Origin of the sequence: Acetobacter sp. JWB (assembly GCF_003323795.1) — a bacterium.
GTDB classification, from domain to species: Bacteria; Pseudomonadota; Alphaproteobacteria; order Acetobacterales; family Acetobacteraceae; genus Acetobacter; species Acetobacter oryzifermentans.
Genome location: NZ_CP030871.1, coordinates 1,100,810 through 1,127,467 on the forward strand (window position 1 = coordinate 1,100,810; position 26,658 = coordinate 1,127,467).

Sequence of the window (26,658 nt, forward strand, 5' to 3'; positions counted from 1 at the left end):
TCTTTTGAAACACCAAACGGCGTGGCACGCGCCAGATGTGCTGGTTATTGGCGGCGGTGCCGCAGGGCTTATGGCTGCCATAACGGCAGGCCAGCGTGGGTGCAGCGTTGTTGTGGTGGAGCACGGGCCGGAAGTAGGGCGCAAAATCCTTATTTCCGGTGGTGGGCGCTGTAATTTCACCAATACAGAAATACGGGCAGACCGGTTTTTGTCTGCCAACCGGCATTTTGTAAAATCAGCGCTCAGCCGCTATAAGCCGGAAGATTTTCTGGCCCTGTTGGCCAAACATGCCATTGCATGGCACGAGAAAAAGCTGGGCCAGCTTTTTTGCGATCATTCAGCGCGGGATATTGTTTCCATGCTGTTGGCAGAATGTGGCGCAGCAGGCGTGCGTATTCTTACAGATACACGCATTCGCCACGTCAGCCGCTCTGGTGATGTCTTTCGGGTAGAAAGCTCTGCCGGTGAGTTTCAGCCAAAAGCCGTTATCTTGGCCACGGGTGGGCTTTCCATTCCCAAATTGGGGGCCAGCAGCTTTGCGTATGATGTGGCGCGGCAATTTGATGTGCCCGTTATCAAACCAGAGCCGGCCCTTGTACCACTGGTATTTGATCAGCCGCAGGATGGGTGGTTGAAAACGCTGGCTGGTGTTTCTCTGCCCGTGCGTGTGACGTGTGACAAAACAGCGTTTGATGAAGCTTTGCTGTTCACGCATCGGGGGCTTTCTGGCCCAGCCTTGTTGCAGATTTCTTCCTATTGGCAGGCGGGGCAGGCTGTAAAGGTGGATATGCTGCCGGGGCAGGATTTGGCAGCCTTGCTGATGGGGCTGAAAAAAGCTGGTTCCAAAGCCAAGGCACCAGCAGCTTTGGCCAGATGGCTGCCGCAGCGTTTGGCCGCTGCCTTGGCAGCGCAAAAGGCATCTGAGCGGCCTATGGCGGAATGGGCCGATAAAGATATTCAGGCCTTGGCGCAGCGTGCGCAGAACATGCAACTTTACCCCACAGGCACAGAAGGCTTTGCCAAAGCAGAGGTGACGCGTGGCGGGGTGGATACACGCGCACTGTCTTCTCGCACCATGCAGGTAGAAGCTGTACCCGGCCTGTTTATGGTGGGTGAGGCTGTGGATGTTACGGGCTGGTTGGGCGGCTATAACTTCCACTGGGCATGGGCCAGTGGCCACGCTGCGGGGGAAGCCGCAGCGCAGTTTCGTGCTGTATAGGTTTTAGCTTTTTGCAGCTTTAATTTCGGCAGCCAGCTCCAGAGCGCGCGTATAAACGGTGCGCTTTGGCAAACCCGCTGCTGTTGCCGCCAGTGCTGCGGCATCCTTAACAGAATGTGTTTCCAACAGGCTGCGCAAGGTGGTGTCCAGATCATCTTCAGATGTCTGTTCCGGCTCGGCCGGGCCAAGGAGCACGGTTATTTCTCCGCGCGGGGGTGTGGTGGCGTAAAAGGCGGCTAGGTCACCCACGGTATCACGCCGCACTTCCTCAAATTTTTTGGTCAGTTCCCGCGCTACAGCACAGGGGCGTGTGGGGCCAAAAATTTCCGCCATATCAGCCAAAGTTTCAGCCAGCCTATGCGGGGCTTCGTGCCAGATTAGGGTTGCGCTCAGGCCTGCACGTTCCGCCGCATGTAGCTTGGCAAAACTTTCCTTGCGGGCTGATGAGCGCGGCGGCGGAAAGCCAATGAACATAAACGGGTGCGGTGGCAGGCCAGAAAGCACAAGTGCTGTTAATGCAGCGTTTGGGCCGGGTACGACTGTAACGGGCACATTGGCTTCTATGGCCGCGCGCACAAGGCGGAAGCCGGGGTCTGATAGCAGGGGCATGCCGGCATCAGAAACCAGCGCAATGTTGGCGCCATCTTGCAAGCGGGCAATCAGGCCGGGAATACGCTGGCGCTCATTATGTTCATGCAGTGCTTCTGTGCGGGCAGAAATACTGCGTTCTGTTAGCAGCCGGGCGGTGGTGCGTGTATCTTCACATAGAATCAGGTCTGCACTGGCCAGTGCTTCGGCACCACGCGGGCTGAAGTCCCCCAGATTGCCAATGGGGGTGGCAACCAACGTAAGACCGGGGCAAGAAGGCGCATGACTTGGCGGCTTTCCTTCGCTATGGAGGGGGGAAGTCCGGTCGCGGTGTTCATCAGGCCGGTTGTTTGTGGAGGACGATCTTGATGATGACGCGTGCATGTTCGCTCCTGTCTGGACTTTCCAGCCAAGGTCTGGCGGGAAAACAGACATGGCGCAAGGCCGGTCTGGCTGCTTTGGGCATAACCGGCATGGCTTTGGCTGGCTGTGCAGACCAATCTCCCTCTGCTGGTGGTGGGCTTTCTAAGCCTGTAGCCAGCCACAAAATTGGGGTTCTGCTGCCTCTTAGTGGCCCAAATGCCGGGCTGGGGCACGAACTGCTGGCGGGTGCGCAGCTTGCAGTTGGCAACACAGCACCTACGGATCCAACAGGGTTGCAGTTAGATGTGCATGATACAGCCGCAGCCGGTGGGGCATCTGGCGCGGCTACTGCTGCTGTAAGTGCCGGGGATGGCCTGCTGCTTGGCCCGCTTACCAGTGGTGATACCGCAGTTGCGGCACCCGCCGCACAGTCTGCCGGTATTCCGGTTCTGGCGTTCACCAGTGATATTTCTCAGGCTCGTTCTGGTGTGTGGATTATGGGTATCACGCCAGAAGATCAGGTGCAGCGTCTGGTAGAACAGGCACGCCATGATGGGCGGCGTAAGTTTGCGGCGCTTTTGCCCAACAACCCGCTAGGCCATGCGCTGGGGAATGGCTTGCAGTCTGCTTGCCATGATCAGGGTTTGCCAGAGCCCACAATTGTGTATCACTCCGGCACGGCGGCCAGTATTTCGCAAAGCCTGCGTGATATTTCCAATTACGATACGCGTTTGCAGACTGCAAAAGGCAACAGCAGTGAGCCAGCGCCTTATACGCCAGATGCCGCCACACCAGATGCAGATGCCGCTAAAACGGCAGACAAGCTGCCTTCTAATCTGGCGGCAGCATTGGGCACAGATGGTAGCGCACCAGCAGCGCCAACAGATACGCCCAAGGCAGAGACTCCCAAGTTAGAAGCGCCACCTTTTGATGCGCTACTGCTGGGTGATACCGGCCTGAATCTGAGAAACGTGATTGTGGCGTTGAACGAAACCCAGATCAGCCTGCCATCCGTGCGTATTATGGGGCCGGGCCTGTGGGCTGCTTTTGCCACTAAGCTGGGGGCCATTAAAGGCGCATGGTATGCCGCGCCAGATCCTACGTCTCGTCAGGCTTTTGTTACGCGTTTTATGGCGGTTAACCACCATATGCCCAAGCCATTGGCCGATTTGTCTTACGATGCTGCCAATGTGGCCAAAACCGTGGCGCAGAGTGGTGCTTCTGGGTATCCGGCCAGCGCACTTACGCGGTCTGAAGGGTTCTCTGGCGTCAATGGTCCGTTTACGCTGCTGCCTGATGGGCGTGTTCGTCGTGCTTTGGGTGTGTTTGAAGTGATTGGCGGCGGTAGCCCTGCCAAAATGCAGAGTGCTCCAGCAAAGGCCAATGCAATATCGGGTTGATCTGGTTGTATTTGTAATAAAAGCTAAAAAGGGCTGCCTGATATATTTTCAGGCAGCCCTTTTTATTTGCTGTGCATAAAAGAAATTATTTTTTGTGCTGTGCCAGAATGGTTAAAACCTGCGCAACACGTTCCACCACATCATCCCACTTTCGCGGGGTGGTCTGGCGAATAATCTGCAACGTAGGGTACCATGGGCTATCTGTGCGCCCACTCAGCCAGCGCCAGCAGTTATCATACCGATCCATCAGCAAAACCGGCTTACCTAATCCGCCAGCCAGATGCACCACAGAGGTATCTACCGTGACCACAACATCCAAAGACATGATGAAGGCCGCTGTATCATCCATATTGTGGAGGAGATGTGTGGGGTCATACAATACCATGTTGGGCGGTGGGTCATTCATCTGCTCGGCATAAGGGCCTTTTTGCAAGCTGATGAGATTAACGCCTTCTACATCTCCCAATGGAGAGAGAGTGTGCAGGTTTATGGAGCGCCTGCGGTCTACAATATGGGCTGAAATTGTATTGGGCCGTGGTGCACCGCCCCATACCAGCCCCACATTCAGGTTATCATTTTCAGGCAGAAATTTTGCCAGTTCGCGCACTTTTATGGTGTCTGCCCGCAAATAGGGCACGGGCGCACCCATGGCATCTGGCGTGGCAGAAAAAACGCGGGGCAGGCTAATAAACGGGCAATGCCAATCAAACGGCGGGGTAGTGCCACCTACCTGCACAATTTGTGCGCCAACAACCCGATTACAGAGTTCGCCCAGTGTTTCTGGTACCCATAAATGTGGGATGGCCCCCCGGTCTGAAAGTGGCTTGATGTAACGCAGATACATTAAAGTATCTCCAAGCCCTTCTTCCTGCGTAATCAGGATACGTTTACCCCGGATATCCGTATTCGGCCCAAGCGAAGGCATAAGAGTGCTTGGCGGCAGGCTGGTATGGCCGGGCAGGCGCAAACGCCATTCATGTTCTGCCCAACCTTGTGCATAACGCCCGGCTTTAAGCAGTGTAATGGAGTGGTTCAGGCGGATTTGCGGTTCTGTAGGACGCAGAGAAATGGCACGCCGATAGTAATCCAGTGCTTCATCCAGCCGCCCTTTGCCTGCCAGCATACATCCGATGTTTGAAAGTGTGCCAGCATGATCTGGCTGCGTTTCCAAAACATTTTGGAGGTGTGCCAAAGCTTCATCAAAACGGCCTTGTTCAAGAAGCGCCATGGCCAGCAGGTTGTGGGAGTGCATGCTGTTGGGCCGTAGGTCAACAGCATGGCGTAACAGGCTGATAGCTTCATCAAACTGTCCGCATTGCACCAGCAAATTGCCCAGAATATCATAAATACGGGCATCCTGCGGCGTGCGCTCCAGAGCAGCGCGGCATACAGCTTCGGCTAAGGGGCGTTTGTCCAGTTCTGCTAGCAGATCACTCAGTGCCTGTAGCGGATGCTCCGTGCCAGCATGGCGGGATGCAATATCGCATAGAATTTCTGCGGCTTCTTCCGGCTGGTTAGTGCCTGCAAGGCAATATGCATACAGGGTTTTGGCCAGATCATTATTGCTGGTGCTGAATGGTTCCAGAACAGCAAGCATTTCGTTGAAGTGGCCCGCAATAATTTCTGTACGTGCGCGCCGCAACGTCAGTTGATCGGGCAGGGTAGGGGCAGAAGCAGCAGGAGTATTCATGATGGCATTAGATATCGTTTAAAACAGATGAATGAATAACACGAGGCAGGCAATGTGTAGGCAAGAAAAAACCCGACACGATAGTGTATCATGCCGGGCGATGAACCTGAATGTCTAAAGTAACGGAATGTAAAAGGTTCAGGCAGCTTTCATAACTGCTGTCAGGGATTCCAGAACTTCAGTCGGGTCTTTCTTTTCCAAAACGGCCACTTCGGCTACAAAACGTTCCTGCGCGGCTTCAAACAGCTTGCGTTCGCTAAAGCTGCCATCCAGGCTATCTACGTTGCGGCGTAGATCACGCAGCACTTCGGCAATCTGTACCAAATCACCCGAGTTGATTTTTTCCTGATATGCCACGGCGCGGCGGGCCCACATGCCTTTGCTAACATGCGGCTTACCCTTGATAATGGCCATGGCCTTATCTACAATCTCGCGCGAGACAATTTTGCGCAGGCCAGCCTTACGGGCCTTGCTGAGCGGGATGCGCAGTGTCATCTGGTTGCCGGGGAAGGAAATCTGGATTACTTCCAGCTTCGTTCCGGCAATTTCATCAACCCCTATCCGGTCTACCCGCCCCACGCCATGGGCGGCATAGACAATGGCATCGCCTTCCTCAAAAGGATCTTCATCCTTTACTTTTGTTTTTGCTTGGGCTGCCGTAGCAGCTGCAGCGGTGCGTGCCATGGCGTCTGTCACGCCGCCTTTAGGAGGTGCTCTGAACGTGTTCATAGCTATAGCTTATAGCATAAAACCGCAGCGTTGTCTTGTAAAAGAGAAAACCGCGGTTCTGCTATTCAGTATTGTACGCCGTTTACAGCGCCAAGTGGTGGGGCTGTTGGGTCTCCGGTAGGCTGGGTGACGTCAATTTCAATATTTCGTGCCATTGTTGCCATGGGCAGCGCATGCGGTGTGCCAGAAAAAGGTTCCTGCAGGTCATTCGCACTTTTATCCAGCACCAGAAACAGGCAGCCCACCAGTGATGAACCCAGCGGCGTAATCCATTCCAGCGTCTGCACCATGGAAAGGGGCAGCACGATACAAAAGATATTTACCAATGTGCGCGGCAAGGCTGAAAACTGCATGGGCAAAGGCGTATTGCGGATACGCTCCAAACCACCCTGCGCGTTGGCAATGTCGGACAAAATGCGGTCAATCTGTCCATGCACCGCGCCATCAATGCCCTTTTTATTAACTTCTTCCGTAACGCCCAGCCCAATCTGATACAAAATAGCATTGGGCTTGTTGCGATAATGAACAATCGCATCCTGCATATAAGGCGGAAGCAGGCGCTGGATATCGGCCGAGGCATCTTCCTTTCCCAATGCCATGCGCAGGGCGTGGGGGTAGGCGGCAATGGCGTACATCAGATCATGCCGGTCTCCCAGCAATGTGCCCGCCTGTCGGCCAAAGGAGCGGCAGTTATTGGTAATGGCGCCCCATAACGTGCGGGCCTCCCACCAGCGTGCATAGGCGCTGTTGCTGCGGAACCCCATGAACAACGCCAGTGCAGAACCAATAAGGGAAACCGGCAGGCTGGGCTGTTCCATCCACTCCTGATGGAACACCTGAAAAAGCACAACTACAATTAAATCCCACCCTGCCATAAGCAGGATAACACCTAGAATTTCTTTTCCGATAATGCGTAGCCCGACCCTTTGGTCAACAATCATTCACAAATCCTCGCGTGTCACAAAAGCGTTCTTGCCTGAACCTATATCAACATGGCACGAAAAAAGGAGTTTCTTAACAATACAGATATTTATTTCATATTTTTCAGCATGAGTGCGGATTTTTGAAGGATCAGGAGGGCAGAAATGGATACGCAACCAACCAGCTTGCAACTGCGTGAGGAGCATGAATGCCACGGTGGTAAAGTGCAGTTTTATGAGCACTTTTCCCATACTCTGGGGCTTGCTGCCCGGTTTGGTGTATTCTTGCCGCCCGCTGCATGTCTGGGGCAGAAGGTACCGGTTGTCTATGCACTGGCTGGACTAACCTGCACGGAAGAAACATTCCTGATCAAATCCACTGCACTGGCAGAGGCTGCGCATTTGGGGCTGGCATTGGTGGCTCCGGATACATCACCACGCGGTGCAGGCGTGCCGGAAGAAGATAAGGACTGGGATTTAGGCACCGGCGCCGGTTTTTATCTGGATGCCACGCAAGCGCCTTGGTGCAAACATTACCGTATGGGCAGTTACATCGCGCAGGAACTGCCAGAAATTGTGGAGCAGGCGTTACCGTTGGATAGTGCGCGGCGTGGCATTATGGGCCATTCCATGGGTGGGCATGGTGCATTGATACATGGTTTGCGTGCGCCGACCTTCTGGAAATCCATATCCGCTTTTGCGCCTATTGTGCATCCGGCGGTTGTGCCATGGGGGAAAAAGGTATTTACCGCGTATTTGGGGCCAGATGCGGCCATGTGGCGGGGGTATGATGCGGTGTGCTTGTTGGAAGATGGCCACAAACACCCCAATACCATTCTGGTTGATCAGGGTGAGGCAGACCAATTTCTGCAACGCGAACTTCAGCCGTGGCACTTGCAACAGGTGGCGGAACAGGTGGGGCAAAAATTGAACCTACGCCAGCACGCGGGGTACGATCATTCCTATTGGTTTGTACAAAGTTTTGCGGCAGACCATTTGCGCCACCATGCAGAAAATTTGAAAGTGGGTTAAATTTTTCAGGAATGGAGGGTGCGGCTCAGGCTGGGAGAGGTAAATCCGCCCAGTGCGCCCAACCATTTGAGATATTCCAAAGCCAGAAGCCGCAAAGATGAACGACGCAGAGGATGTTCCATGGCTGGAGGCAACACCGGATAGGGGTACAGGGTGACATCAGGCAATGTGCGGCTGAGTTCCAGCAATGCGCGGCGCATGTGGTAACTGGCTGTAACAACAATGAGCGAAGTAATATGGTTATCAGCAACCCAAACGGCTGTTTCCGTTGCGTTGCCAATGGTGGAGCGTGCCTGATAGCCAAGAGTAATACGTTCTGCCAAAGCCGGAGGCGCGGTGGAGGGTAAAAGTGCGGCCAGTGTGGTTTGGGTGTCCACGCCGGAAATCAGCAGTCTTTCACCCTGATTACGCGCTAGCAGATTAAGCGATGTATCAATGCGGCCCGCGCCACCTGTAAGCGCAACAATACCATCTGCATGGGGCAAATAGCCCGGGGGGCGCAGGGCATCATTTACAAACCAGCCAAATCCACCAGCAAATGCAAAACAGGCCAGCAATGCCAGCCGAAGTAAAAGCCGCAAAAAAAGCATGATCGGGCCAGAAGGGCGTGGCCCGGATGGTTTGTGGTGAGGGATTAAGGGAGCCGCCGTAGCCATAGGCGTACCATGCTTTGTGTTGTAACCCAGCAGATAAAGGCCGCAACGAATGGCAGTGCAGCAAAGGCAACCAGCATATCTGTTGGAATAACGCTTTGCAGAGTGTGCCAATCTGGCAGCAACAGCGTGTCAGACTGGAGTGAGATATTGGCAAAAGGTGCTGCCATTCTGAACAGAACCAGCAAAGGCACCATAGCCAAAACAGTGCCTGCCAAGCTGCCACCTAGCCCCAACATAGCTGTGCGCCAAGCAAAACGACCGGCAATATAGCCATCGGATGCACCCAGCCCATGCAGGATTTTAATAATATCGCGCCGGGTTGAAAGGCCTGCCCGTGTCGCAAGGCCGGTTACAAGCGTGGCAATGCCACCAACGGTTAGCAATGCCAAACCAGCACAGGCCAAAAGGCTGTTTGCCAGTGCCCTCAGACGTTCTCCCCAGCTTGCATTATGCTCAACAATGGTGCCGGGCACATGCGCGGTAAGGGTTTGCTCCAGATCATTAGGGAGCTGCGCATTGTCTGGCAGACGAATGCGGATAATGGCTGGCAGAGGAAGGGCCGAATTATCCGCTTCACCCAACCAAGGTTCTAAAAGCCGTGCCAGTTCCTCTTTATCCAGACGGTGCATCACCGAGCCGGGGGGCAAGGTGTTGAGGTCTGCCAAAACGGCTTCTGCGCGGGTGGGGCCTGCGGGTTCTTTTTTGCTGGTAGGGGTAAGAGGTTGATCTGGGTCTGGCACCTGCACGGTAACAAGCTGGGCAGCACCTCCGGCCCAGCGGGCAGAAAGCGCACGCGCACCTGTTGCTCCAGCAAGAGTTAAGGCTGCCAAAAAACTCATCATGGCTACAAGCGCAAACAGGCTGCGGTCTGGTAGGGCTTCGGAAACAGATAAGCCATCCTTGCGGCCAGAAAAGGGCAAAATCATATATCTGCCCCTTCATCCTGCACCAGTCTGCCACGTTCCAGATAGAGGGCAGGGCGTTGCAGCCTGCGTATCAGGGCCTCGTTATGCGTGGCCACAACCATGGTGGTACCCATGTCGCTGAGTTCAGCAAACATATCCAGCAACCGGTGGGCTTGGCTTTCTTCCAGCGCGTTGGTGGGTTCATCTGCCAAAATCAGGCCGGGGCGGTGGATAATGGCGCGGGCAATGGCTGTGCGCTGTTGCTCCCCGCCAGAAAGGCTGGATGCGGGGGCATGCAGGCGCTCACCCAATCCTACCCATTTAAGAATGGCTTGGATTTCATCCTGAATTTCATCTTCAGGGCGTTTTTGCAGGCGCAAAGGCAGGGCCACATTATCCGCCACGCTCAAGCCGGGGATAAGTTTGTAATCCTGATGCACCATGCCGATTCTCTGCCGCAGGCGCACAAAATGCGCACGCTTTTCCGCCTTGGAAACAGGTTTACCCAAAAGCAGCATACGCCCTTGCGTGGGCAGTGTTTCAAGGTGCAGTAGGCTGAGCAGGCTGCTTTTACCTGCGCCCGATGGGCCAAGAAGCCAGCGGAATCCCCCTTGCGGAATAGAGAAGGAAAGATCGGACAATACCAGCGCATTCTGCTTTTTGCCCCGCCGCCATGAAACGTTTTCCAGACGGATCATGCTGGAACCATAAAGGGCGGAAGTGGCGTAAAGCGGAGCGATTGTTGCATGTATGTAGTGTAACCGACAGGCGGGGGAAGTGTCGATTGAAAGACACAACATACTGCTTAATAAACGGTCTGTTCCATCTTTTTGGCGCGATGTCTGGCGCGAACGGGCGTTACCTGTGCTAAGGGGGATGCCAAATCTGTTCTTCCGTTCGATGCCTTAGCCTCGCATCTGCGTGCAGCAGGCGCAGGGAGGAAGGCAGCCTTTATCAAGAGAGTGTTCATGAAGATCGTCTGTCCTTCCTGCGGTGTGGCCTATCAGGTTCCAGAGGCTCTTCTTGCCAAAAGGCAAATGCTCAAATGCTCTGCCTGTGGCGTTAAATGGCGGGTTCAGATCCCGCAGCCTCAGCCAGAACCTGTTGCGGAACCTGTGCCGCATGAACACGCTCAACCCCAATCTGCACAGCCAGAAGCAACAGCACCACACAGCGCGTCGAAAGAAAGTGCGCCACAAAAAAAAGTGGATTCTCCCACGGCACCTTCGGAAGCTCCTGCTGCCGATAGGCCGGATTCGGAGCTTCCACCACCCGTAACAGAACCTCCGGTACCGCAGGCACCTGTTCAAGAACCAGTCGCTACGCAAACAGCCGAAGCATCTGCGCAGGTTGAAGAAGTGTTGGCGCCTGAAGCCGTTCAGTCCCCGCCGGAACCTCAGCCTGTTCCACAGCAGCATGCCCCGGAAATTCCAAGTGCGCCCGTTACTGAATCGACGCCTGTAGCAGAGCTGAAATCTTCTCCTGCGCCAGAGCCAGAAAAGCCAGTTGCGCCGCCGCCTGTTTCGGAAGCCCCGCAGCCCACAACTGTGCGGCAGGTGCATGTTAAACAAACACCTCCGCCGTATGCTCAGCCGCATGTGGAGCCAACGCTATCGGCGGCAGCAAAACCTTCTGCTGCGCCTACGCCTGTAGCAGCACCAGAACAGCAGCAGATCAGAGAGCCTGCACCACAAACGGGCCAACGTTATGAGCCTTTGCGCAAGGCATCACCCGCTGCGGAATCTGCCGCACCACGTGTTGCGCCAGAAGCAGGAGCTGCAAACCCGCCGCGGCCTATGGGAATGCCCAAAGTGCGGCCGGAAGTTGCACAGGCCTATGCTCAAAGTGCGGCGGCGCATGTTGCGCAACCTCAAGCGCAATTGGCGCGCAAGCTGGATGTGCGTGGGCTGATTTTAACGGAAAAATTCTGGAAAATAGCCTGGATTATCAGCGTTGTTCTGGCTGTTATCGGTTTTGTGGCTATCTGGCATTGGTGGAATGCCATTGTGCACGCATGGCCTGCTGCGGCGCGCCTGCATCGTGCAGGCTAATACCTGATACGAAAAGACGCGCGTGGCTTGCTAGGGATAGAGTAGGCTTGCGCAGCGTTTACATGCTGCGCCCGGCCAGTGTTGCCAGAGTAGCGCCTGCAGCAGCCAAAGCCATTAGCATAATACCATCCCAGATCAGGCCGCTGGCTGTTAGATCATGCCCAGCAATGGCAAGATGATGCGGAATGGCGGAAGCCACATTGGCAATGGCATCTCGCGCTTGCGGGTCTGCCGATGCGGCAGATTTGGAAAGTGCGCTAACCAGCGCGGGCAGGGCGGCCCATGCCACACCAGCAATCAGCAACAGTGGGGCAAACAGCTCGGCAACCTGTTGCACAAAATAGAACGCAAAATAACAGACAGACCAAATGGCTGTGCGCACAAGGGCAAAGCTGGAAGTGCCAGAACGAGAGGCAGCAGAAGACTGGGAAGAAAGGGGCATGCGCGTGTCCATTGGTATCGTTCCTTGTCGGCAGTAACAGGGCCGAGTGGTTTTGCTGTATCCAACCCACAGAGCGCGCAGGCGGACTATTCTTGCCATCTATATACAGGCACAGGGTAAAGCATGCCAATGGATAGCCATATGGCGCATGCAAAGCATGTTTTTATATGGGTAACGCATTCGCGATGAGGGTGTGCAGGAAGATTTTTGTTAGAATACGTTTTTTACACTGACCTCTCGGAAGGGCATGTCAGCGGCTTTTATGCCGGTGGCCGGTAAAATTATGGATTTTCTTTCCTGCTCCATCCTGTTTGCTGGGGTGGACGCGGCTTGGCAGGCACATCTTGAAACTCTGCTGCAGGCGCGTGGGTTGCGTGTAAAAAGCGTGGCGGATGGCCGTTCTGCCTTTGCCGGGTTTGATGAAGATCTGCCTGATCTTCTGGTTGTGCCAGCACGCTTGCCAGATATGCCCGCCACCCAACTTTGCCAGCGGTTGCGCTTAAACGCGGCCACGCGGGGTATTCCTGTAGTGGTGGTGTTGCCAGAAGCCAACAGCAGGCAGGAATCCGAAATTCTGGAGCGCGGGGCAGATTGCTGCTTCAGCATGGCGGATAATCCGCTTTTACTTGTTTTTCGTATCTGCGCGTTGCTGCGTGAATATGATGAAGACCTTGCCGGGCGAGAGGGCGTGGTTTTTCGCCAGCCGCGCATTGTTATCATGACAGCGCCGGGCGGCGTATTGTGGGCGTGGTCTGATAGGCAAAAACCCGCAGATTTTGAGCCAGCCAGAGGCGGCCAACCTTATCTGGTGGAGCTTCTGCAACAAAATGGGGAAGACGCTCTGCTGGTGGAAGATCCGGAAAAGCTGGATCTTTCCGGTATCGCCGGCAGCCGCGCCTGCCCGGATTGTGTGGTGGTGGATCTAGCCTGCCCGGCATTTGATGGCTTGGCGCTTGCCCGCACCATAGCGGCTTTTCGTAGGCGCAGCCGCCAGTGCACGCGTATTATGGGCATGGTGGAGCACGGTGGCCTATCTGGTGAGCAAGTGGCCCGTGCATTTCATGCCGGTATAGATGATCTGCTAGATGCCGATACGCCAGTAGATTTGCTGGTGAGCCGCATTGGCAGCCTTGTGCGGCGCAAGACATTGCAAGATGAAGCCCGGCGGGAAGAAGCGCATATAGAAAGTGCTCGTGCGCGTATGGCGCTGGCCGATGCTCTGCGGCGCGTCAATGCAGATCTGGCAGCGGCCAATCGCAAGCTGATAGAGGCGCAGGCCAAACTGGTGCAGTCTGCCAAAATGGCATCATTGGGGGAACTGGCTGCCGGTATTGCGCACGAATTTAACAACCCATTGGCGTTTGTGCTGGCGCATGAAAACACGGTCAAACGCAGCATGGTGAAGGCCCTGCATGCTGTGAGATCGCAAGATATGGTAACGGCAGAAACCGCATTGCAAAAGGGGAGCGAACGCCTATCTGCCTCTCTTATCGGTCTTTCACGCATGCGGGATCTGGTGGCCAGTTTACGCCGTTTTTCCCGCTTGGAGGAAGGGGAGTTTCGCCGTCTGGATGTGCCAGAGGCCATAGGCATGGTGCTTACGCTGCTTGCCCCCAAGCTGGGGCAGGATATTGAGGTCACCTGCAAGCTGGAGGCTCCGCCAGAACTGGTGTGTCAGGCGGCGCTGGTAAATCAGGTGGTTATGAATATTGTAAGCAACGCCGCAGATGCCATTTTGGACACACGGCGCGAGACGATTCAAAGCTCCGAGCCTACGCTTCCACGTGCAGATCGTATCCTTATCACCTCGTTTTTGGAGCAAGCCGAAAGCGGCAAAGGTGAAGAATACGTGATCCAGATAAGCGATACCGGGCCGGGTGTGCCCAAAGAGTTGCAGGAACGTGTTTTTGAACCGTTTTTTACCACAAAACCTGTAGGGTCTGGTACGGGGCTTGGGCTGGCCACGGCATACGGTGTTGTGCAGGCCCACGGCGGCAATGTTGTTGTAACCAATGCAAGCACGTTGGGGGGCGCCTGTTTCACCCTCCGCGTGCCATACAGAGCAGGAGAGGAGAGGCGCGGTGATAACGTTGCCTGACCTAAAACAGCGTCCCATCGTGCTTGTGGTGGATGACGAACCGGAGATTCTGGTTGCGCTGACAGACCTGCTGGAAGGGGCCTATCATGTTCTTTCTGCCTCATCGGGAGAACAGGGTTTGGCGTTGCTGCGTGAAAACCCAGATGTAGCGGTTATTATCTCGGACCAGCGCATGCCGGGCATGACGGGTGATGTCTTTTTGGCGCAGGCGCGGGATATTTCCGGTGCAGGGGCTATTTTGCTGACAGGATATGCCGATATCTCTGCCGTGGAAGCCGCGCTGAACCAAGGGCAGATCTCCTTTTTCGCCTATAAACCGTGGGATGATGAAACACTTCTTTCCATGGTAGGGCAGGCGGCTGCGCGCTATTTTCTGGAAAAAGAGTTGGAGTGTGAGCAGCTTTTGCTACGCGGGCTATTGGAAAACCTGCCATTTGGGCTGGCGTTCAAGGATCAGAACGGTTGCTTTATCCGCCTGAACCAGCAGATGGCGCGGGAGTTTGGCCGTAGCGTTGCCGAATGCTTGGGCCAGAAAGAAGAAGATCTGGTAAATGGCCCACGGCATGAAAGTCTGGAAGAAGCACAGCAGGCACTGGAAACATCTGGCCGGGATCAGCAGGTCTTGCAGCTTCCGGGGCCAGATGGGCAAAACCGCTGGCATGATCTTACGCGCGTGCGGTTGGACAGCTTGCGCAACGCCCCTGTGCGTTCGGGCTTGTTGTCCGATTATTCCATTCTGATTGATCGGGATGTGACAGACCTGCTGGGGCTGGAACAGCGCTTGCGGCAGGCCCAGAAAATGCAGGCAATCGGCACCTTGGCGGGCGGCATTGCGCATGATTTTAACAATCTGCTTACCGCCATTCAGGGGTCACTGGAGTTGGTGCAGGATCTGGAACCCCCGCGGGAGCCGGGTGTGGCGCGCCTGTACCAGAACGCCATGGAAGCTGCACGCCGAGGGGGCACACTTACGCGCAAGTTGCTAGACTTCAGCCGACCACGCCATTTGGTATGCCAGCGCGTGGAGGTGCAGGACGTAATGCAAAACCTCCAAGGCTTCATGAAGCAGGGCAAGGTGCCAGAAGATATTCGGGATGCGCTGGATTCTGCCTTGGTAGAAGGTAGCGGGCGCTTTAGCAGCGTGCAGTTTGCCTTGCCCGAAGAACCTCTGCCACCTGTATGGACAGACCCCGTGCAGCTTGAGCTGGCGGTGTTTAGCCTGTGCATCAACGCCATTGATGCGCAGCCGGAGGGCGGCAGCACCAGCGTTTCTGTGCGGCAGGTTGCCCGGCTGTTAGGCCGACATGTTGGTAAGGATCATGCTGGCGCATGGGTGGTGGTGCAGGTTTCGGACAGAGGCGTGGGCATGACGGAAGAAATGCGTGCCCGCATTTTTGATCCGTTTTTTACCACCAAGGATATGGGGCAGGGCACAGGGCTGGGCCTGTCCATGATTTACGGCTTTATCAGCCATTGTGGTGGTGAAGTGCGCGTAGAAAGTACACCGGGTGGCGGCACTTCTGTGGAATTGTGGTTCCCGGCCATGGATGCGCAGCTTTCAGCATCTCTCCCGCCCACTGCGGCTTCTGGTAATACCACGACCAACATCCGCACACTGGCAACCACCCCACAGGGCCGCGCTATTCTGGTTGTGGATGATGAGCCGGGCGTGCGGGCCGTAACGGCAGGTTTTCTGAGCCGCGCAGGGTATGAGGTCTTAGAATCTGCCAGCGGGGCAGAAGCTGTAGAAACCGTGCGCAACAGGCCAGATATTGCCCTTGTGGTGATGGATGTGATGATGCCGGGGATGAATGGGGGGGAGGCCGCACAGCGTATTCATGCAGAGCGGGCGGAACTGCCGGTGCTGTTTGTAACAGGTTACGCAGATCTGGGCATTTTGCCCCAAGGCGTGGCCGTGCTGCACAAACCTTATACGCGTGATGCGCTTTTAGGAGATGTGAAGGCCATGCTGGCTGCATAGGCCAACCCCTTGTTCTGGGCGCAATAAGGCTTATCTGAGGAAGATCATGCATACTCTTCATACAGCTTCCTCATCCCATGATCCCGTCGGCTGGCACGGGACAACCATTCTCTGCGTGCGGCGCGGGGCCGAAGTTGCCATGGCGGGCGATGGTCAGGTCACGCTAGGCAGCACGGTTGTAAAGGGCAATGCCCGCAAGGTGCGCCGCATAGGCCCGCAGGATAATATTCTGGCGGGCTTTGCTGGGGCTACAGCAGATGCCTTTACCCTGCTTGAGCGGTTGGAAGCCAAGCTGGAACGCTACCCTAACCAGCTTGAGCGCGCCTGTGTGGAGCTGGCAAAAGATTGGCGGACAGATCGTTATCTGCGCCGGTTAGAAGCCATGATGGCCGTGGCAGATGCCGAACATTCCTTTACCCTCACAGGCAATGGCGATGTTTTGGAACCCGAAGATGGCATTATCGCTATTGGCTCAGGCGGCAATTACGCACTTTCCGCCGCGCGTGCCCTGCTGACAGTTGATGGGTTGGGGGCGGAGGAAATTGTGCGGCGATCTATGAAGATTGCCGGTGATATCTGTGTTTACACCAATCATTCTGTCCGGGTGGAAACACTTAAGGCAGCCTCAGATCAGGAGAGCCGGTAATGGATGCTCCTAATTTTTCCCCGCGTGAAATTGTAAGCGAACTGGACCGGTTTATTGTGGGCCAGCAGGATGCCAAACGGGCCGTGGCCATTGCCATGCGCAACCGCTGGCGGCGTGCGCAGCTTTCTGAGGGCATGCGTGAAGAGGTCGTGCCCAAAAATATCCTTATGATTGGCCCCACGGGCTGCGGTAAAACGGAAATTGCCCGCAGGCTGGCAAAACTGGCTCAGGCGCCTTTCCTAAAGGTGGAAGCCACCAAGTTTACCGAAGTGGGTTACGTGGGCCGTGATGTAGACAGCATTGTGCGCGATCTGGTGGAAGTGTCCATCACCATGCTGAAAACATCGCGGCGCAAGGATGTTGAAGAAAAAGCTCAGCAAGCAGCGGAAGAACGCATTGTAGATGCTCTGGCAGGGGAAGGATCTTCTGCCGATACAAAAAGCAAATTCCGCAGCATGCTGCGCACTGGGCAGCTTGAAGACAAAGAAATTGATATTGCCGTAACCGAGCAGGCCCCTGCCGGAAGCGGTGAAATGCCCGGAGCCATGCCGGGGCAGGCCATCAATGTTGGTGATATGATGAAGGCCTTCATGAACCGTGGCCCCAAGCAGAAAAAGCTCAAGGTTTCTGTGGCACGGGAATATCTGAAGCGTGAAGAAGCAGACCGCCTGCTAGATGGTGAGGCTCTCACGCGGGAAGCCGTGGCGAATGCGCAGGAAAACGGCATTGTCTTTCTGGATGAGATAGACAAAGTGTGTGCCCGTGCCTCGGAAAGCGGCGCAAAGGGTGGCGATGTCTCCCGCGAGGGGGTGCAGCGCGATCTGCTGCCACTTATTGAAGGCACAACCGTTTCCACCAAATATGGGCCGGTAAACACAGACCATATTCTGTTTATTGCTTCTGGCGCGTTCCATCTGGCCAAGCCGTCTGACCTTTTGCCAGAGCTTCAAGGTCGTTTGCCTATTCGGGTAGAATTGCAGCCTCTGAGCCGCGAAGATTTGCGCCGTATTCTAACAGACCCCGAACATTCTCTGCTCAAGCAGTATATCGCCCTAATGGGAACTGAAGGCGTTACCCTAAACTTTGCAGATGATGCCATAGATGCGCTGGCTGAACTGGCAGCGGATATTAACGACCGTGTTGAAAATATTGGGGCGCGGCGCCTTGCCACAGTGCTGGAAAGATTGTTGGAAGATGTCTCTTTCACGGCATCGGATCGTAAGGGCGAAACCGTGGAAGTAAATGCTGCAATGGTGCAGGAAAAAGTCGCGCCACTGGCGCGCAAGGGAGATCTGAGCAGGTTTATTCTGTAATGGAAGCACCATTTGTAACGCCGCAGGAAGATACGGCAGAAGAAGCTATTGAGGCCATCCGCGATGAGCTGGAAATCTTTGATGATTGGATGGAGCGGTATCAGTACATCATAGAAATGGGGCGCAAGCTGCCGCCGTTTCCTCAGGAATGGTGTGATGATGCCCACCGTGTGCCTGGCTGCCAAAGCCAAGTATGGCTGGAAGAAAAGGAAGAAGACGGCAAGCTGTATTTTGCTGGTCTGTCTGATGCCGCCATAGTGTGCGGGCTGGTCGCCTTGCTGCTGCGCGTATATTCTGGCCGATCCAAGGCAGAAATTCAGGCAACAGATCCTAAGTTTTTGCGTGATCTGGGGCTTGTGCAGGCGCTTTCCACCAACCGAGGCAACGGGGTGGAAGCTATGGCGCGGGCTATTCGTTCCGTTGCGGCTTCTGCTGTGGCCTGAACAGAATGTGAATTGCGCTGCCTGCACACAGGTGGTGCAGTTCTAAATAAAAAAACCGGCGTACTGGAAAAATCCAGCCGCCGGTTTTTTTATGTCTGCTTTAGAAAAAAGCGGAAGCCTGAAAAATCAGGCGTTCCCTTTTTCTTTCAGCGCTTTCAAAATGTCAGCCGGGCGTACAGGCAGGTGCCGCATACGCACGCCAACAGCATTAAAAATGGCGTTGCCAATAGCTGGTGCAATGGTGGTAACACCCGGTTCACCAAGCCCCATGGGTTTTTCCGTGCTAGGCAGGAACTCAATATCCATATCCGGCACATCTGTAATACGCAGGGGCGTATAGGTGTTCAGGTTGCGGTCACGCACGTTGCCGTTTTCAATTTCCGTGCCTTCAAACAGCGCCATGCTCAGGCCCCACAGCGCGCCGCCTTCGGTCTGGGCCAAAGCGCCGTCTGGGTCAATAATCGTGCCTGCATCCAGAACCAGCCAGATTTTCTGGCAGGTTACAACACCTGTTTCGCAGTCAACATGCACCTGTGCGGCGCCTGCTGTCCATGTAGGCATGTTGCGTTCCTGCCCGAAGGTGGTGGCAATGCCAATGGCCGTATCTTTAGGCAGGCTGACTTTGCCGTAACCGCACTTTTCCACCAGCTTTTTGAGCACATTGGCCTGGCGGGATGCGCCACCAACAGAGTTGGGAGCACTCCCTGCGTTGCGGCCTTTGCATGTTAGCAATCCAAGGCGGAAATCAACCGGGTCTTTCCCATAATCATGGGCCAGTTCATCCAGAAAGCTTTCATGCGCCCATGGTGTCCAGCCGGAACTAACTGAACGCAGCCAGCCGGGGCGGAAGGTGGCATCGGCCAGATCATTATCCAGCGCACGCACCAGAATGGGGCCAACGTCGTACCAATGGTCAGCGCCTGCAATGGCGAACTGATCGTATGGCTTGCCGTCTTCACCTTTTTCCATAAAGGCGGCAGCCATCACACCAGTTGGCCAACCGGCAGAGGCATGGTGTTCCCACCCGTTGATGGAACCATCCTTATTGACACCCGCGCGCACGGTCTGGATGGACGGTGAGCGGATGGAATCAAATAGTACGTCATCAGACCGGGTGAAGATCAGTTTAACAGGCTTGCCGCCCAAGGCTTTGGAAATCAGTGCGGCAGGAACTGCGTAATCCCCGTTCAGGCGGCGGCCAAAACCACCCCCCAGCAGGTAGCTGCGCATCACCACATCGGATTCGGGAACCTGAAGCGCCTTGGCAATAACGGGCAGGAACAGTGTTTGCCACTGGTTGCCACAATGTACTTCCCACTTGCCTTCATGCAGGCGGGCAAGGGCGTTCATGGGTTCTAGCTGATAATGCAGTACGGAAGAGCACGTATAAGTGCGTTCCACCACCTTATCGGCTTTGCCCAGCGCTTCATTCACCCCGGCATCATTGAAGATGCGCGAACCGCCGGTTTTTTCGGCAATCTGCTTGCGGCCGTGTTCAATAATGTCCTGCTCGGTCACGTTGGCGGTTTTACCCGGTGTCCACGTGACTTTCAGGGCATCTGTTGCGCGGATGGCCGCAGGGTAGGAGGAAGCAAGAACCGCAACCCAGCCCGGCACCGTATTGGAAGGATCATCCAGTACAATGTAGCGGATATAGCCCTTAACCTTTTTGGCTTCCGTATCATCAACAGAAACCACTTTGGAGCCATACCGTGTGGGCGGCATTTTGGGGCGCGCGTACACCATGCCTTCCAGCTTGGCATCAATACCATAAATGGCTGAGCCGTCTGTTTTGGAAGGAATATCCAGCGCCTTGACGTCACGCCCGATCAACCGGTGTTCAGATGCAGGCTTGAGCGGCAGCTTGGCCATTTCATCTGGCGTAAAGGTACGGGTGGGGTGCGCACGGCTTACAATATCACCGTAGGAAATGGAGCGCTTGCCCGCAATAACCTGCCCATTACGTGCGATACAGGCAGAAGGTGCCACACCCAGCAGGCGTGCGCCTTCTTCCACCATGACGGTACGGGCTGCGGCACCAGCTTGGCGGAACTGATCCCACGTCAACCAGACAGACCATGAACCACCTGTAATCATCAGGCCCCATTTGGGGTCTGTATCTACATAGGTGATCCGAACCTTGTTCCAGTCCGCTTCCATTTCATCGGCAATAATCCGGGCAAGGGCTGTGCCAACATGCTGTCCCATTTCCGCACGGATAACGTTTACGTTCACCCAGCCATCTGGCGCAATGGAGCACCAGATTGTGGGTTCAAACGCACCACCGGCGGGCAGATTGCCTGCAGCCTGCGGATAAACCTGCGCAGCGTTACCCTGCCGCGCAAAGCCGAACATAAAGGCCGAGCCCATGGCCGTAAGCAGAAAACCGCGGCGCGTAGGCCCACGGCCAGCGGCCCGATCCTGCCGGGCTGCAATGCGTTCTAGCTTACCCATGAGATGCCTCCTCCTTCTGCATGGCGGCGGCGGCTTTTTTAATCGCCTTGCGGATGCGCACATACGTCATGCATCGGCACAGGCTACCGCCCATTACGCCATCAATCTGCTCATCCGTTGGGTTAGGATAATCTTTCAGAAGGCTGACAGCCTGCATAATCTGGCCCGACTGACAGTACCCACACTGCGGAACCTGAATATCCTTCCAGGCTTCCTGCACAGGGTGCTTGCCTTCTGGGTGCAGGCCTTCAATCGTGGTTACATCAGCGCCTTCTATGGAGCTAACGGGCGTAATGCAGGAGCGGGTGGCGCGGCCACCCACCAGCACGGTGCATGCACCGCACTGGCCTACGCCACAACCAAACTTTGTGCCTGTCTGATCCAGATCATCACGCAGGGCCCACAACAAAGGGGTATCTTCTGGCACATCGACGGAAACGTCACGGCCATTGAGTTTGAATTTTATCATCTCTTGCTCCGTGTTCCGTCTTAGTGCGAAGAATTGACAGGAACTGGCTGGACGGTCTTGCGCACTTCGGCGGCCTTTTTCTCAAGGTTTGTCCACGGTGGCAGTGTGGTGCGGGTGCGGCGCAGATAGGCTGCAATGCGGGCCATATCCTTGTCAGACAGCGCATTGTAGAAGCTGGGCATGGCTACGCCAGATTGCCCTTCTTCCGCTGTCAGCCCACGCAGCATAACCTGATACAGGTTTGTGGGTTCATCCAGCCACAGTGCGTTGTTGAGCGCCAGATCCGGGCGGCCAAGAACAGGCGTAGGCGCTGCATTGTAATGGCAGGCCGCACAAGCACCCTGATACAGCTTTGCGTCTGGGTCCACATTCGGGCCGATCAGATCGGTTTTGGATTCTTCCATGGCGCGAGCCAAGGCGGCCTTATCGTTCTTTTCACGCTCGGCAGCGTGATCCACATCCGCAAAGTAATGCGCAATGGCATGCACATCTTCTTCCGGCACAGTGGAAAGGAAGCGATGCGGCACGGGGGACATAGGCCCACCAGCCGGGCCGTGCAATGGTGCTACGCCAAAGCGCAGATACTGGAACAGCTCGTCTTCCGTCCATGTGGTGGGGGTTGGGTTGTGCTCGTTAAGAGCGGGCGCAATCCAGTTATCCACCACAGCGCCATCGTAGGCAGAGCCTTTCTTTTCGGCTCCCATAAGGTCACGCGGGGTATGGCATGCGCCGCAATGGGCGTTGCCTTCGGCCAGATAGGCGCCGCGGTTCCACAGGGCATCATGCCGAGGGTCGGGCTTGTACACGCCGGGGCGCAGATACAGCAGCTTCCAACCCGCCTGAAGAATACGCAGGCTGAGCGGGAAAGGCAGTTCGTTCGGGCGGCGAGACATATGCACGGCTGGGCGTGTCATGATGTAGGCATACAGATCGGAAATATCCTGATCCGTCATCTTGGTGAAATGATCGTACGGGAAAGCCGGGATCAGATGCACGCCCTTGCGGGATACACCAAGATGCATGGCGCGGCGGAAGGCCTCTTCCGACCAGGCACCAATGCCCATTTCAACATCTGGTGTGATGTTGGAAGAATAGATGGCCCCAAACGGGGTATCCATTTTATAGTCACCAGCCAGTTCCGGGCCGCCGCCGTTATCTGTGCGGGTGTGACATTCGGCGCAATACCCTTCAGCCGCCACAATCCGCCCGCGTTCTATCTGCTCGGCAGAAAAGCTGGCGGGGTTTGGCCGCTCAATTGGTGCAATCGGTGGATACCACGCATAATATAAGAACCCGAGCCCCCCAAGGACCCCGGCCGCGGCTACTCCCGCTAGAAGACGTTTGATCACTCTACCCCCAATCCCGTGAAAAACGTACCATCTGGCGGGCAACACGTAAGCCTACGCGCCATGAGCCGATGGATCAGCGTCTGAGGTTCGTTTCTTGATTCAGGACAATTCTTATCTGGATTTGCGATGTAAATAAACGCATAGGTTCCACTGTATTACAGTGAAATCTGAATAAGATTTATTTGCCTGCTGAGAATATTGCAGAAAAACAGGGGTTTGATCTTTATCTATATTTCAATGAATATAGTTAAGCGTTGATTTTGCATGTATGCCATGCGCTCAGTTCTTGAAAGAAATCATATTTTTGCGATGAAAGGGGTCGTTGCGCTCTCTGGTCTGGCTGTGTTTGGTAGGCAGGGTAGGGAGCGCAACGGTAATTTAAGGCATATAAAGCCTAAGCTTGGTTAGCCAGCGTGCTGGGCAAGGGTTTTGTGTGTGCCTTGTGCACGAATGCTCTGGCGTAGCTTTACAACATCAGTTGCAAAATTGGGGTAATCTTTCAGGTTCCAGCCTGCAAAAACAGTCATCTGTAATCCTGCGGCCAGATCTTCTGCGCGTGCTAGCGCCAGTTGCTCTGCGTTGATGGCAGGTTCTGTAATGGTGTAGGGCGTGCCCTTATCCGTAGTGCCGCGCAGATATTCTAAAAAACAAGCCGTGCCAAACGCCAGCCGCCAATGATCGCGCCCAGAGCTGAGAACACCATTGACAGTATCTGTCAGGAACACAGGCAGTTTAGAGCCGCTATCGGAGGCAATGCGTAAAAGCTGATCCCCAACCGCCGGGTTGCGGAAGCGGTGCAGCACCTGCTGAGCATATTGCGCCAGAGAAAGACCTTTGGGCGGTGTAATGAACGGTGAGGCATCTTCGGTCAGAAAACGTTCCAGATGCCCCAGCAACAAGGTGTCGGCTATGGCATGAGGCACGGTGTCATACCCCATCAGCACGCCGGGAAGTGCCAGCATGGAGTGAGAGGCGTTGAGCATACGCAGTTTCACCTGCTCATAAGGCCCAACATCATCCGTAAACTGTACGCCCACAGTTTCCAGTTCCGGGCGGCCCGCGCAGAAATGATCTTCGATAACCCATTGAGTGAAGTCTTCTGCAAAAATGGGCATCTGGTCGGCCACGCCTGTCAGAGCATCCAATCGTGTTATATCGGCTTCACCAACGGAGGGTGTAATCCGGTCCACCATGCTGGATGGAAAGCTAACGTTTTCTTTTATCCATGCGCCCAAAATGGGATCACGCGCTGTGGCGTAGGTGCAAAAAGCTGTGCGGGCCACCTTGCCGTTATGGCGCAGGTTATCGCAGCTGAGCACTGTAAAGGGGCCGGTGCCGCTTTCGCGCCGCTGGCGTAGGGCTTCACATACCAGCCCGAATGCTGTTTCGGGTACATCACGCGCCAAATCTGCTTTAATATCAGGGTGATCCAGCGTGAAGTTGCCTTTGGCATCCAAGTAGTAGCCACCTTCTGTAATGGTCAGGGTGACAATTTTAATATCCGGATCTGTCAGGCGTTTAATGGCGGCAGCACGATCTTTGGCAGCATGCACATATTCTATAATGCTGCCGATAACACTGGTTTCATGGGAGCTATCGGGCGCAAAGGTGGTGAGGGTGTACAGGTTATCCTGTTCCGCCATAATGGCTGCGCGCTTGTCTTCCCGCGCGGAGTTGCGCAATCCCACACCAACAATGGCCCAGCCTTGCTGGCCCTCACGCTCCAGAACTTTGTTGATATACATGGCCTGATGGGCGCGATGAAAATTGCCCACGCCAAGATGCGCAATGCCTGCTGTGGTTTTCTGCCGATTATAACGCGGCGTTGTAACCTGAACAGGAAGCTGATGCAGTGTGGCGTTGGAAAGAGGGATCATGAAAACTGTGTACCTCGCTTTAAAATATCTGTTGGTGAATAATGTTGGGGCAAAACGCAGCATAAGCAAGAAAGCTGCGTATGTGAGGCTTGAAAGTGATGGGGCTTTCCGTTAAGGGAGCGCATTCGCACACGCGTCCGGGCTTGTAGGGCATGCCCGGCCGTGGTTGGTTACCTTTTAATTAAGGTAACGTTATCCAGAGTTTTTCAGGAGTGTTGAAATGCCCAAGATGAAGACCAAGTCGTCGGTCAAGAAGCGGTTTAAAATCACCGCAACCGGCAAGGTGCTCTCTGGTCCGTGCGGTAAACGCCACGGCCTTATTAAGCGCACACAGAAAATGAAGCGCTCCGCACGCGGCACGCAGACCATGACCCCGCAGGACGGTCGTACCGTCAAGCAGTGGGCCCCCTACGGGCTATAAGGAGCATCTGATTCATGGCACGTGTAAAACGGGGTGTTACCACCCTTGCTCGTCATAAAAAGGTTCTGGAACTGGCCAAGGGTTATCGCGGCCGCTCCTCCACCAACTATCGCATTGCGCTGGAACGTGTTGAAAAGGCACTGCGCTATGCTTACCGTGACCGCCGCAACAAAAAGCGTGAATTCCGCGCTCTGTGGATTCAGCGTATCAACGCTGCGGTGCGCGAACATGGCCTGACCTATAGCCGTTTCATTAACGGTCTGGACAAGGCTGGTATCGAAATCGATCGTAAGGTGCTGGCCGCCATTGCGTTTGATGATGCCGCAACCTTTGCTGAAATCGTAAAGAAGGCTCAGGCTGCTCTGGCTGCCTGATCTGCCTGTCTGATACGATAAGGTTGAAGAAAAGGCCGTCCCACGTGGGCGGCCTTTTTGCTTGGTGCCGGTGAGGGAGGATATGGTTTTCCCTCTTGGGGCTTTTCTCCCGCTGCGGGAGATTGTATCCGCCCGGTAAGCATTTTCTCCTCGCGTGAGGTTTCATGAGCAACGATCTTGAGATTCTGCGGCAGGAAGTCCTGTCCGAACTGGCTGGCGCCACAGACCTGAAAGCATGGGATGCTGTGCGTGTCAGCACCCTGGGAAAATCTGGCAGGCTGACGGCTTTGCTCAAAGCGCTGGGGAAAATGCAGCCCGATGAACGCAAAGCCCGTGGTGTGGCGCTCAACCGCCTGCGTGATGAACTCACCCGTGCAATTGAAGCGCGCGGTAAAGAGCTGGAAGCCGCAGCGCTGGAAGCCCGTTTGGTTGCCGAGCGGGTGGATGTTACTCTGCCACCACCACCGGTAGAACAGGGTTACCTGCACCCCATCAGCCGCACGATTGAAGAAATGACCGCCATTTTTGGCGCCATGGGCTTTAAGGTGGCAGAAGGGCCGGATATCGAAACAGACTGGCACAACTTTTCCGCCCTCAACACGCCCGATCATCATCCTGCACGTACGGATCATGATACGTTTTATTTGCCGCCACAGCCGGGGCTGGATGTTACGCGCGTGCTGCGTACCCAGACATCTGGCGTGCAAATTCGTACCATGCTGGCGCAAAAGCCGCCTATCCGCGTGATTGTGCCGGGCCGTACCTACCGGGCCGATCATGATGCCACGCACTCCCCCATGTTCCACCAGTGCGAAGGCTTGGTTGTGGGCAAGGGCATTACACTAGGGCACCTGAAAGGCTGCCTGATTGAATTTTTGCGGGCGTTCTTCGGTAAGCCGGAATTGCCGGTGCGCTTCCGTTCCTCCTACTTCCCGTTTACCGAACCTTCCTTGGAAGTGGATATCGGCTGGTCTCGTAAAACTGGTGAGATCGGCGGTGGGGAAGATTGGTTGGAAGTGCTGGGCGCAGGCATGGTGCATGCCCGTGTGCTGGCCAACTGTGGGTTGGACCCGCATGAATGGCAGGGCTTTGCCTTTGGCATGGGCATTGAACGGCTGGCTATGCTGAAGAACGGTATTCCCGATCTGCGTTCGTTTTATGAAAGTGATATCCGCTGGCTGCGCTATTATGGGTCGGACCCGCTTGCGCCCGCGCTACTGCATGAGGGGGTGTGAGGA

Annotated in this window: 24 protein-coding genes; 12 read left to right on the forward strand and 12 right to left on the reverse strand. The window is 55.3% G+C overall.

Annotated features, from left to right (window positions below; all coding sequences use genetic code 11):
• Positions 1-4 precede the first annotated feature (4 nt).
• Complete coding sequence (locus DS739_RS05285; protein WP_006115987.1) at positions 5-1,219, forward strand: NAD(P)/FAD-dependent oxidoreductase; 1,215 nt, start codon at positions 5-7, stop codon at positions 1,217-1,219.
• Positions 1,220-1,222: 3 nt separating this feature from the next.
• On the opposite strand, the gene rsmI is transcribed toward DS739_RS05285, so the two are convergent.
• Entirely contained in the window at positions 1,223-2,191 is a 969-nt protein-coding gene (gene rsmI, locus DS739_RS05290) for a 16S rRNA (cytidine(1402)-2'-O)-methyltransferase (RefSeq protein ID WP_035351545.1), read from the reverse strand.
• Here rsmI and DS739_RS05295 point away from each other — a divergent pair.
• The gene (locus tag DS739_RS05295) at positions 2,179-3,570 is read left to right on the forward strand and encodes a penicillin-binding protein activator (RefSeq protein WP_035351542.1); all 1,392 of its coding nucleotides are present in this window, start codon (positions 2,179-2,181) and stop codon (positions 3,568-3,570) included. The genes rsmI and DS739_RS05295 overlap by 13 nt on opposite strands.
• An 85-nt stretch (positions 3,571-3,655) precedes the next feature.
• Here DS739_RS05295 and DS739_RS05300 read toward each other — a convergent pair whose 3' ends face one another.
• From DS739_RS05300 to DS739_RS05310, 3 genes are all read right to left on the reverse strand, one after another.
• Positions 3,656-5,260, reverse strand: coding sequence for a tetratricopeptide repeat protein (locus DS739_RS05300; RefSeq protein WP_006115984.1), 1,605 nt, complete (start codon positions 5,258-5,260; stop codon positions 3,656-3,658).
• Positions 5,261-5,398: 138 nt separating this feature from the next.
• Positions 5,399-5,989, reverse strand: coding sequence for a CarD family transcriptional regulator (locus DS739_RS05305; protein ID WP_006115983.1), 591 nt, complete (start codon positions 5,987-5,989; stop codon positions 5,399-5,401).
• A 65-nt stretch (positions 5,990-6,054) separates the two neighbouring features.
• Positions 6,055-6,930 (reverse strand): bestrophin family protein, encoded by an 876-nt coding sequence (locus DS739_RS05310; RefSeq protein WP_006115982.1) that lies wholly within the window; start codon positions 6,928-6,930, stop codon positions 6,055-6,057.
• 144 nt (positions 6,931-7,074) lie between these two features.
• Here DS739_RS05310 and fghA point away from each other — a divergent pair, with 144 nt between their 5' ends.
• A complete protein-coding gene (gene fghA / locus DS739_RS05315; protein ID WP_006115981.1) occupies positions 7,075-7,941 on the forward strand; it encodes an S-formylglutathione hydrolase in 867 nt (288 codons plus the stop codon).
• A 5-nt stretch (positions 7,942-7,946) separates the two neighbouring features.
• Here fghA and DS739_RS05320 read toward each other — a convergent pair whose 3' ends face one another.
• The 3 genes from DS739_RS05320 to DS739_RS05330 are packed head-to-tail and all read right to left on the reverse strand — an operon-like array spanning position 7,947 to position 10,302.
• Positions 7,947-8,531, reverse strand: a complete 585-nt coding sequence (locus tag DS739_RS05320) for a YdcF family protein (protein ID WP_035351770.1) — start codon at positions 8,529-8,531, stop codon at positions 7,947-7,949.
• A gap of 44 nt (positions 8,532-8,575) precedes the next feature.
• Positions 8,576-9,523, reverse strand: coding sequence for an ABC transporter permease (locus DS739_RS05325; RefSeq protein ID WP_035351539.1), 948 nt, complete (start codon positions 9,521-9,523; stop codon positions 8,576-8,578).
• Positions 9,520-10,302, reverse strand: coding sequence for a cell division ATP-binding protein FtsE (locus DS739_RS05330; RefSeq protein WP_006115979.1), 783 nt, complete (start codon positions 10,300-10,302; stop codon positions 9,520-9,522). Before DS739_RS05330 ends, DS739_RS05325 begins: the two co-directional genes overlap by 4 nt.
• Positions 10,303-10,470: 168 nt before the next feature.
• Here DS739_RS05330 and DS739_RS05335 point away from each other — a divergent pair, with 168 nt between their 5' ends.
• Positions 10,471-11,553 carry a zinc-ribbon domain-containing protein gene (locus DS739_RS05335; RefSeq protein ID WP_050793121.1) on the forward strand — a complete coding sequence of 361 codons (1,083 nt, stop codon included), beginning with the start codon at positions 10,471-10,473 and terminating at the stop codon, positions 11,551-11,553.
• A gap of 58 nt (positions 11,554-11,611) precedes the next feature.
• Here DS739_RS05335 and DS739_RS05340 read toward each other — a convergent pair whose 3' ends face one another.
• Complete coding sequence (locus DS739_RS05340) at positions 11,612-12,007, reverse strand: hypothetical protein (protein WP_035351532.1); 396 nt, start codon at positions 12,005-12,007, stop codon at positions 11,612-11,614.
• A 235-nt stretch (positions 12,008-12,242) separates the two neighbouring features.
• On the opposite strand from DS739_RS05340, the gene DS739_RS05345 reads away from it, so the two are divergent.
• From DS739_RS05345 to DS739_RS05365, 5 genes are read left to right on the forward strand one after another with little or no spacing between them, the layout of a single operon-like run.
• A complete protein-coding gene (locus DS739_RS05345) occupies positions 12,243-14,093 on the forward strand; it encodes an ATP-binding protein (RefSeq protein WP_006115976.1) in 1,851 nt (616 codons plus the stop codon).
• Positions 14,077-16,074 (forward strand): response regulator, encoded by a 1,998-nt coding sequence (locus DS739_RS05350; RefSeq protein WP_035351530.1) that lies wholly within the window; start codon positions 14,077-14,079, stop codon positions 16,072-16,074. The genes DS739_RS05345 and DS739_RS05350 overlap by 17 nt, the downstream gene beginning before the upstream one ends.
• Before the next feature lie 46 nt (positions 16,075-16,120).
• Positions 16,121-16,720 carry an ATP-dependent protease subunit HslV gene (gene hslV / locus DS739_RS05355; RefSeq protein ID WP_006115974.1) on the forward strand — a complete coding sequence of 200 codons (600 nt, stop codon included), beginning with the start codon at positions 16,121-16,123 and terminating at the stop codon, positions 16,718-16,720.
• Complete coding sequence (gene hslU / locus DS739_RS05360; protein WP_006115973.1) at positions 16,720-18,033, forward strand: ATP-dependent protease ATPase subunit HslU; 1,314 nt, start codon at positions 16,720-16,722, stop codon at positions 18,031-18,033. The genes hslV and hslU overlap by 1 nt, the downstream gene beginning before the upstream one ends.
• A complete protein-coding gene (locus DS739_RS05365; RefSeq protein WP_006115972.1) occupies positions 18,033-18,476 on the forward strand; it encodes a SufE family protein in 444 nt (147 codons plus the stop codon). Before hslU ends, DS739_RS05365 begins: the two co-directional genes overlap by 1 nt.
• Before the next feature lie 126 nt (positions 18,477-18,602).
• Here the strand turns inward: DS739_RS05365 and DS739_RS05370 are convergent, their stop codons facing one another.
• From DS739_RS05370 to DS739_RS05385, 4 genes are all read right to left on the reverse strand, one after another.
• The gene (locus DS739_RS05370; protein WP_006115971.1) at positions 18,603-20,930 is read right to left on the reverse strand and encodes a xanthine dehydrogenase family protein molybdopterin-binding subunit; all 2,328 of its coding nucleotides are present in this window, start codon (positions 20,928-20,930) and stop codon (positions 18,603-18,605) included.
• Positions 20,923-21,399: a (2Fe-2S)-binding protein gene (locus DS739_RS05375; protein WP_006115970.1), complete on the reverse strand. Its 477-nt coding sequence runs from the start codon at positions 21,397-21,399 to the stop codon at positions 20,923-20,925. Before DS739_RS05375 ends, DS739_RS05370 begins: the two co-directional genes overlap by 8 nt.
• A gap of 20 nt (positions 21,400-21,419) precedes the next feature.
• Positions 21,420-22,748: a cytochrome c gene (locus DS739_RS05380; protein WP_035351529.1), complete on the reverse strand. Its 1,329-nt coding sequence runs from the start codon at positions 22,746-22,748 to the stop codon at positions 21,420-21,422.
• 404 nt (positions 22,749-23,152) lie between these two features.
• The gene (locus DS739_RS05385) at positions 23,153-24,625 is read right to left on the reverse strand and encodes a mannitol dehydrogenase family protein (RefSeq protein WP_035351527.1); all 1,473 of its coding nucleotides are present in this window, start codon (positions 24,623-24,625) and stop codon (positions 23,153-23,155) included.
• A gap of 220 nt (positions 24,626-24,845) precedes the next feature.
• Between DS739_RS05385 and rpmI the strand changes: the two genes are divergently transcribed.
• The 3 genes from rpmI (at position 24,846) to pheS (ending at position 26,655) form a co-directional block, all read left to right on the forward strand.
• Complete coding sequence (gene rpmI, locus DS739_RS05390) at positions 24,846-25,046, forward strand: 50S ribosomal protein L35 (protein WP_003622898.1); 201 nt, start codon at positions 24,846-24,848, stop codon at positions 25,044-25,046.
• A 14-nt stretch (positions 25,047-25,060) separates the two neighbouring features.
• Positions 25,061-25,420, forward strand: coding sequence for a 50S ribosomal protein L20 (rplT, locus tag DS739_RS05395; RefSeq protein ID WP_003622900.1), 360 nt, complete (start codon positions 25,061-25,063; stop codon positions 25,418-25,420).
• A gap of 164 nt (positions 25,421-25,584) precedes the next feature.
• Complete coding sequence (gene pheS / locus DS739_RS05400; RefSeq protein ID WP_035351523.1) at positions 25,585-26,655, forward strand: phenylalanine--tRNA ligase subunit alpha; 1,071 nt, start codon at positions 25,585-25,587, stop codon at positions 26,653-26,655.
• Positions 26,656-26,658 lie beyond the last annotated feature (3 nt).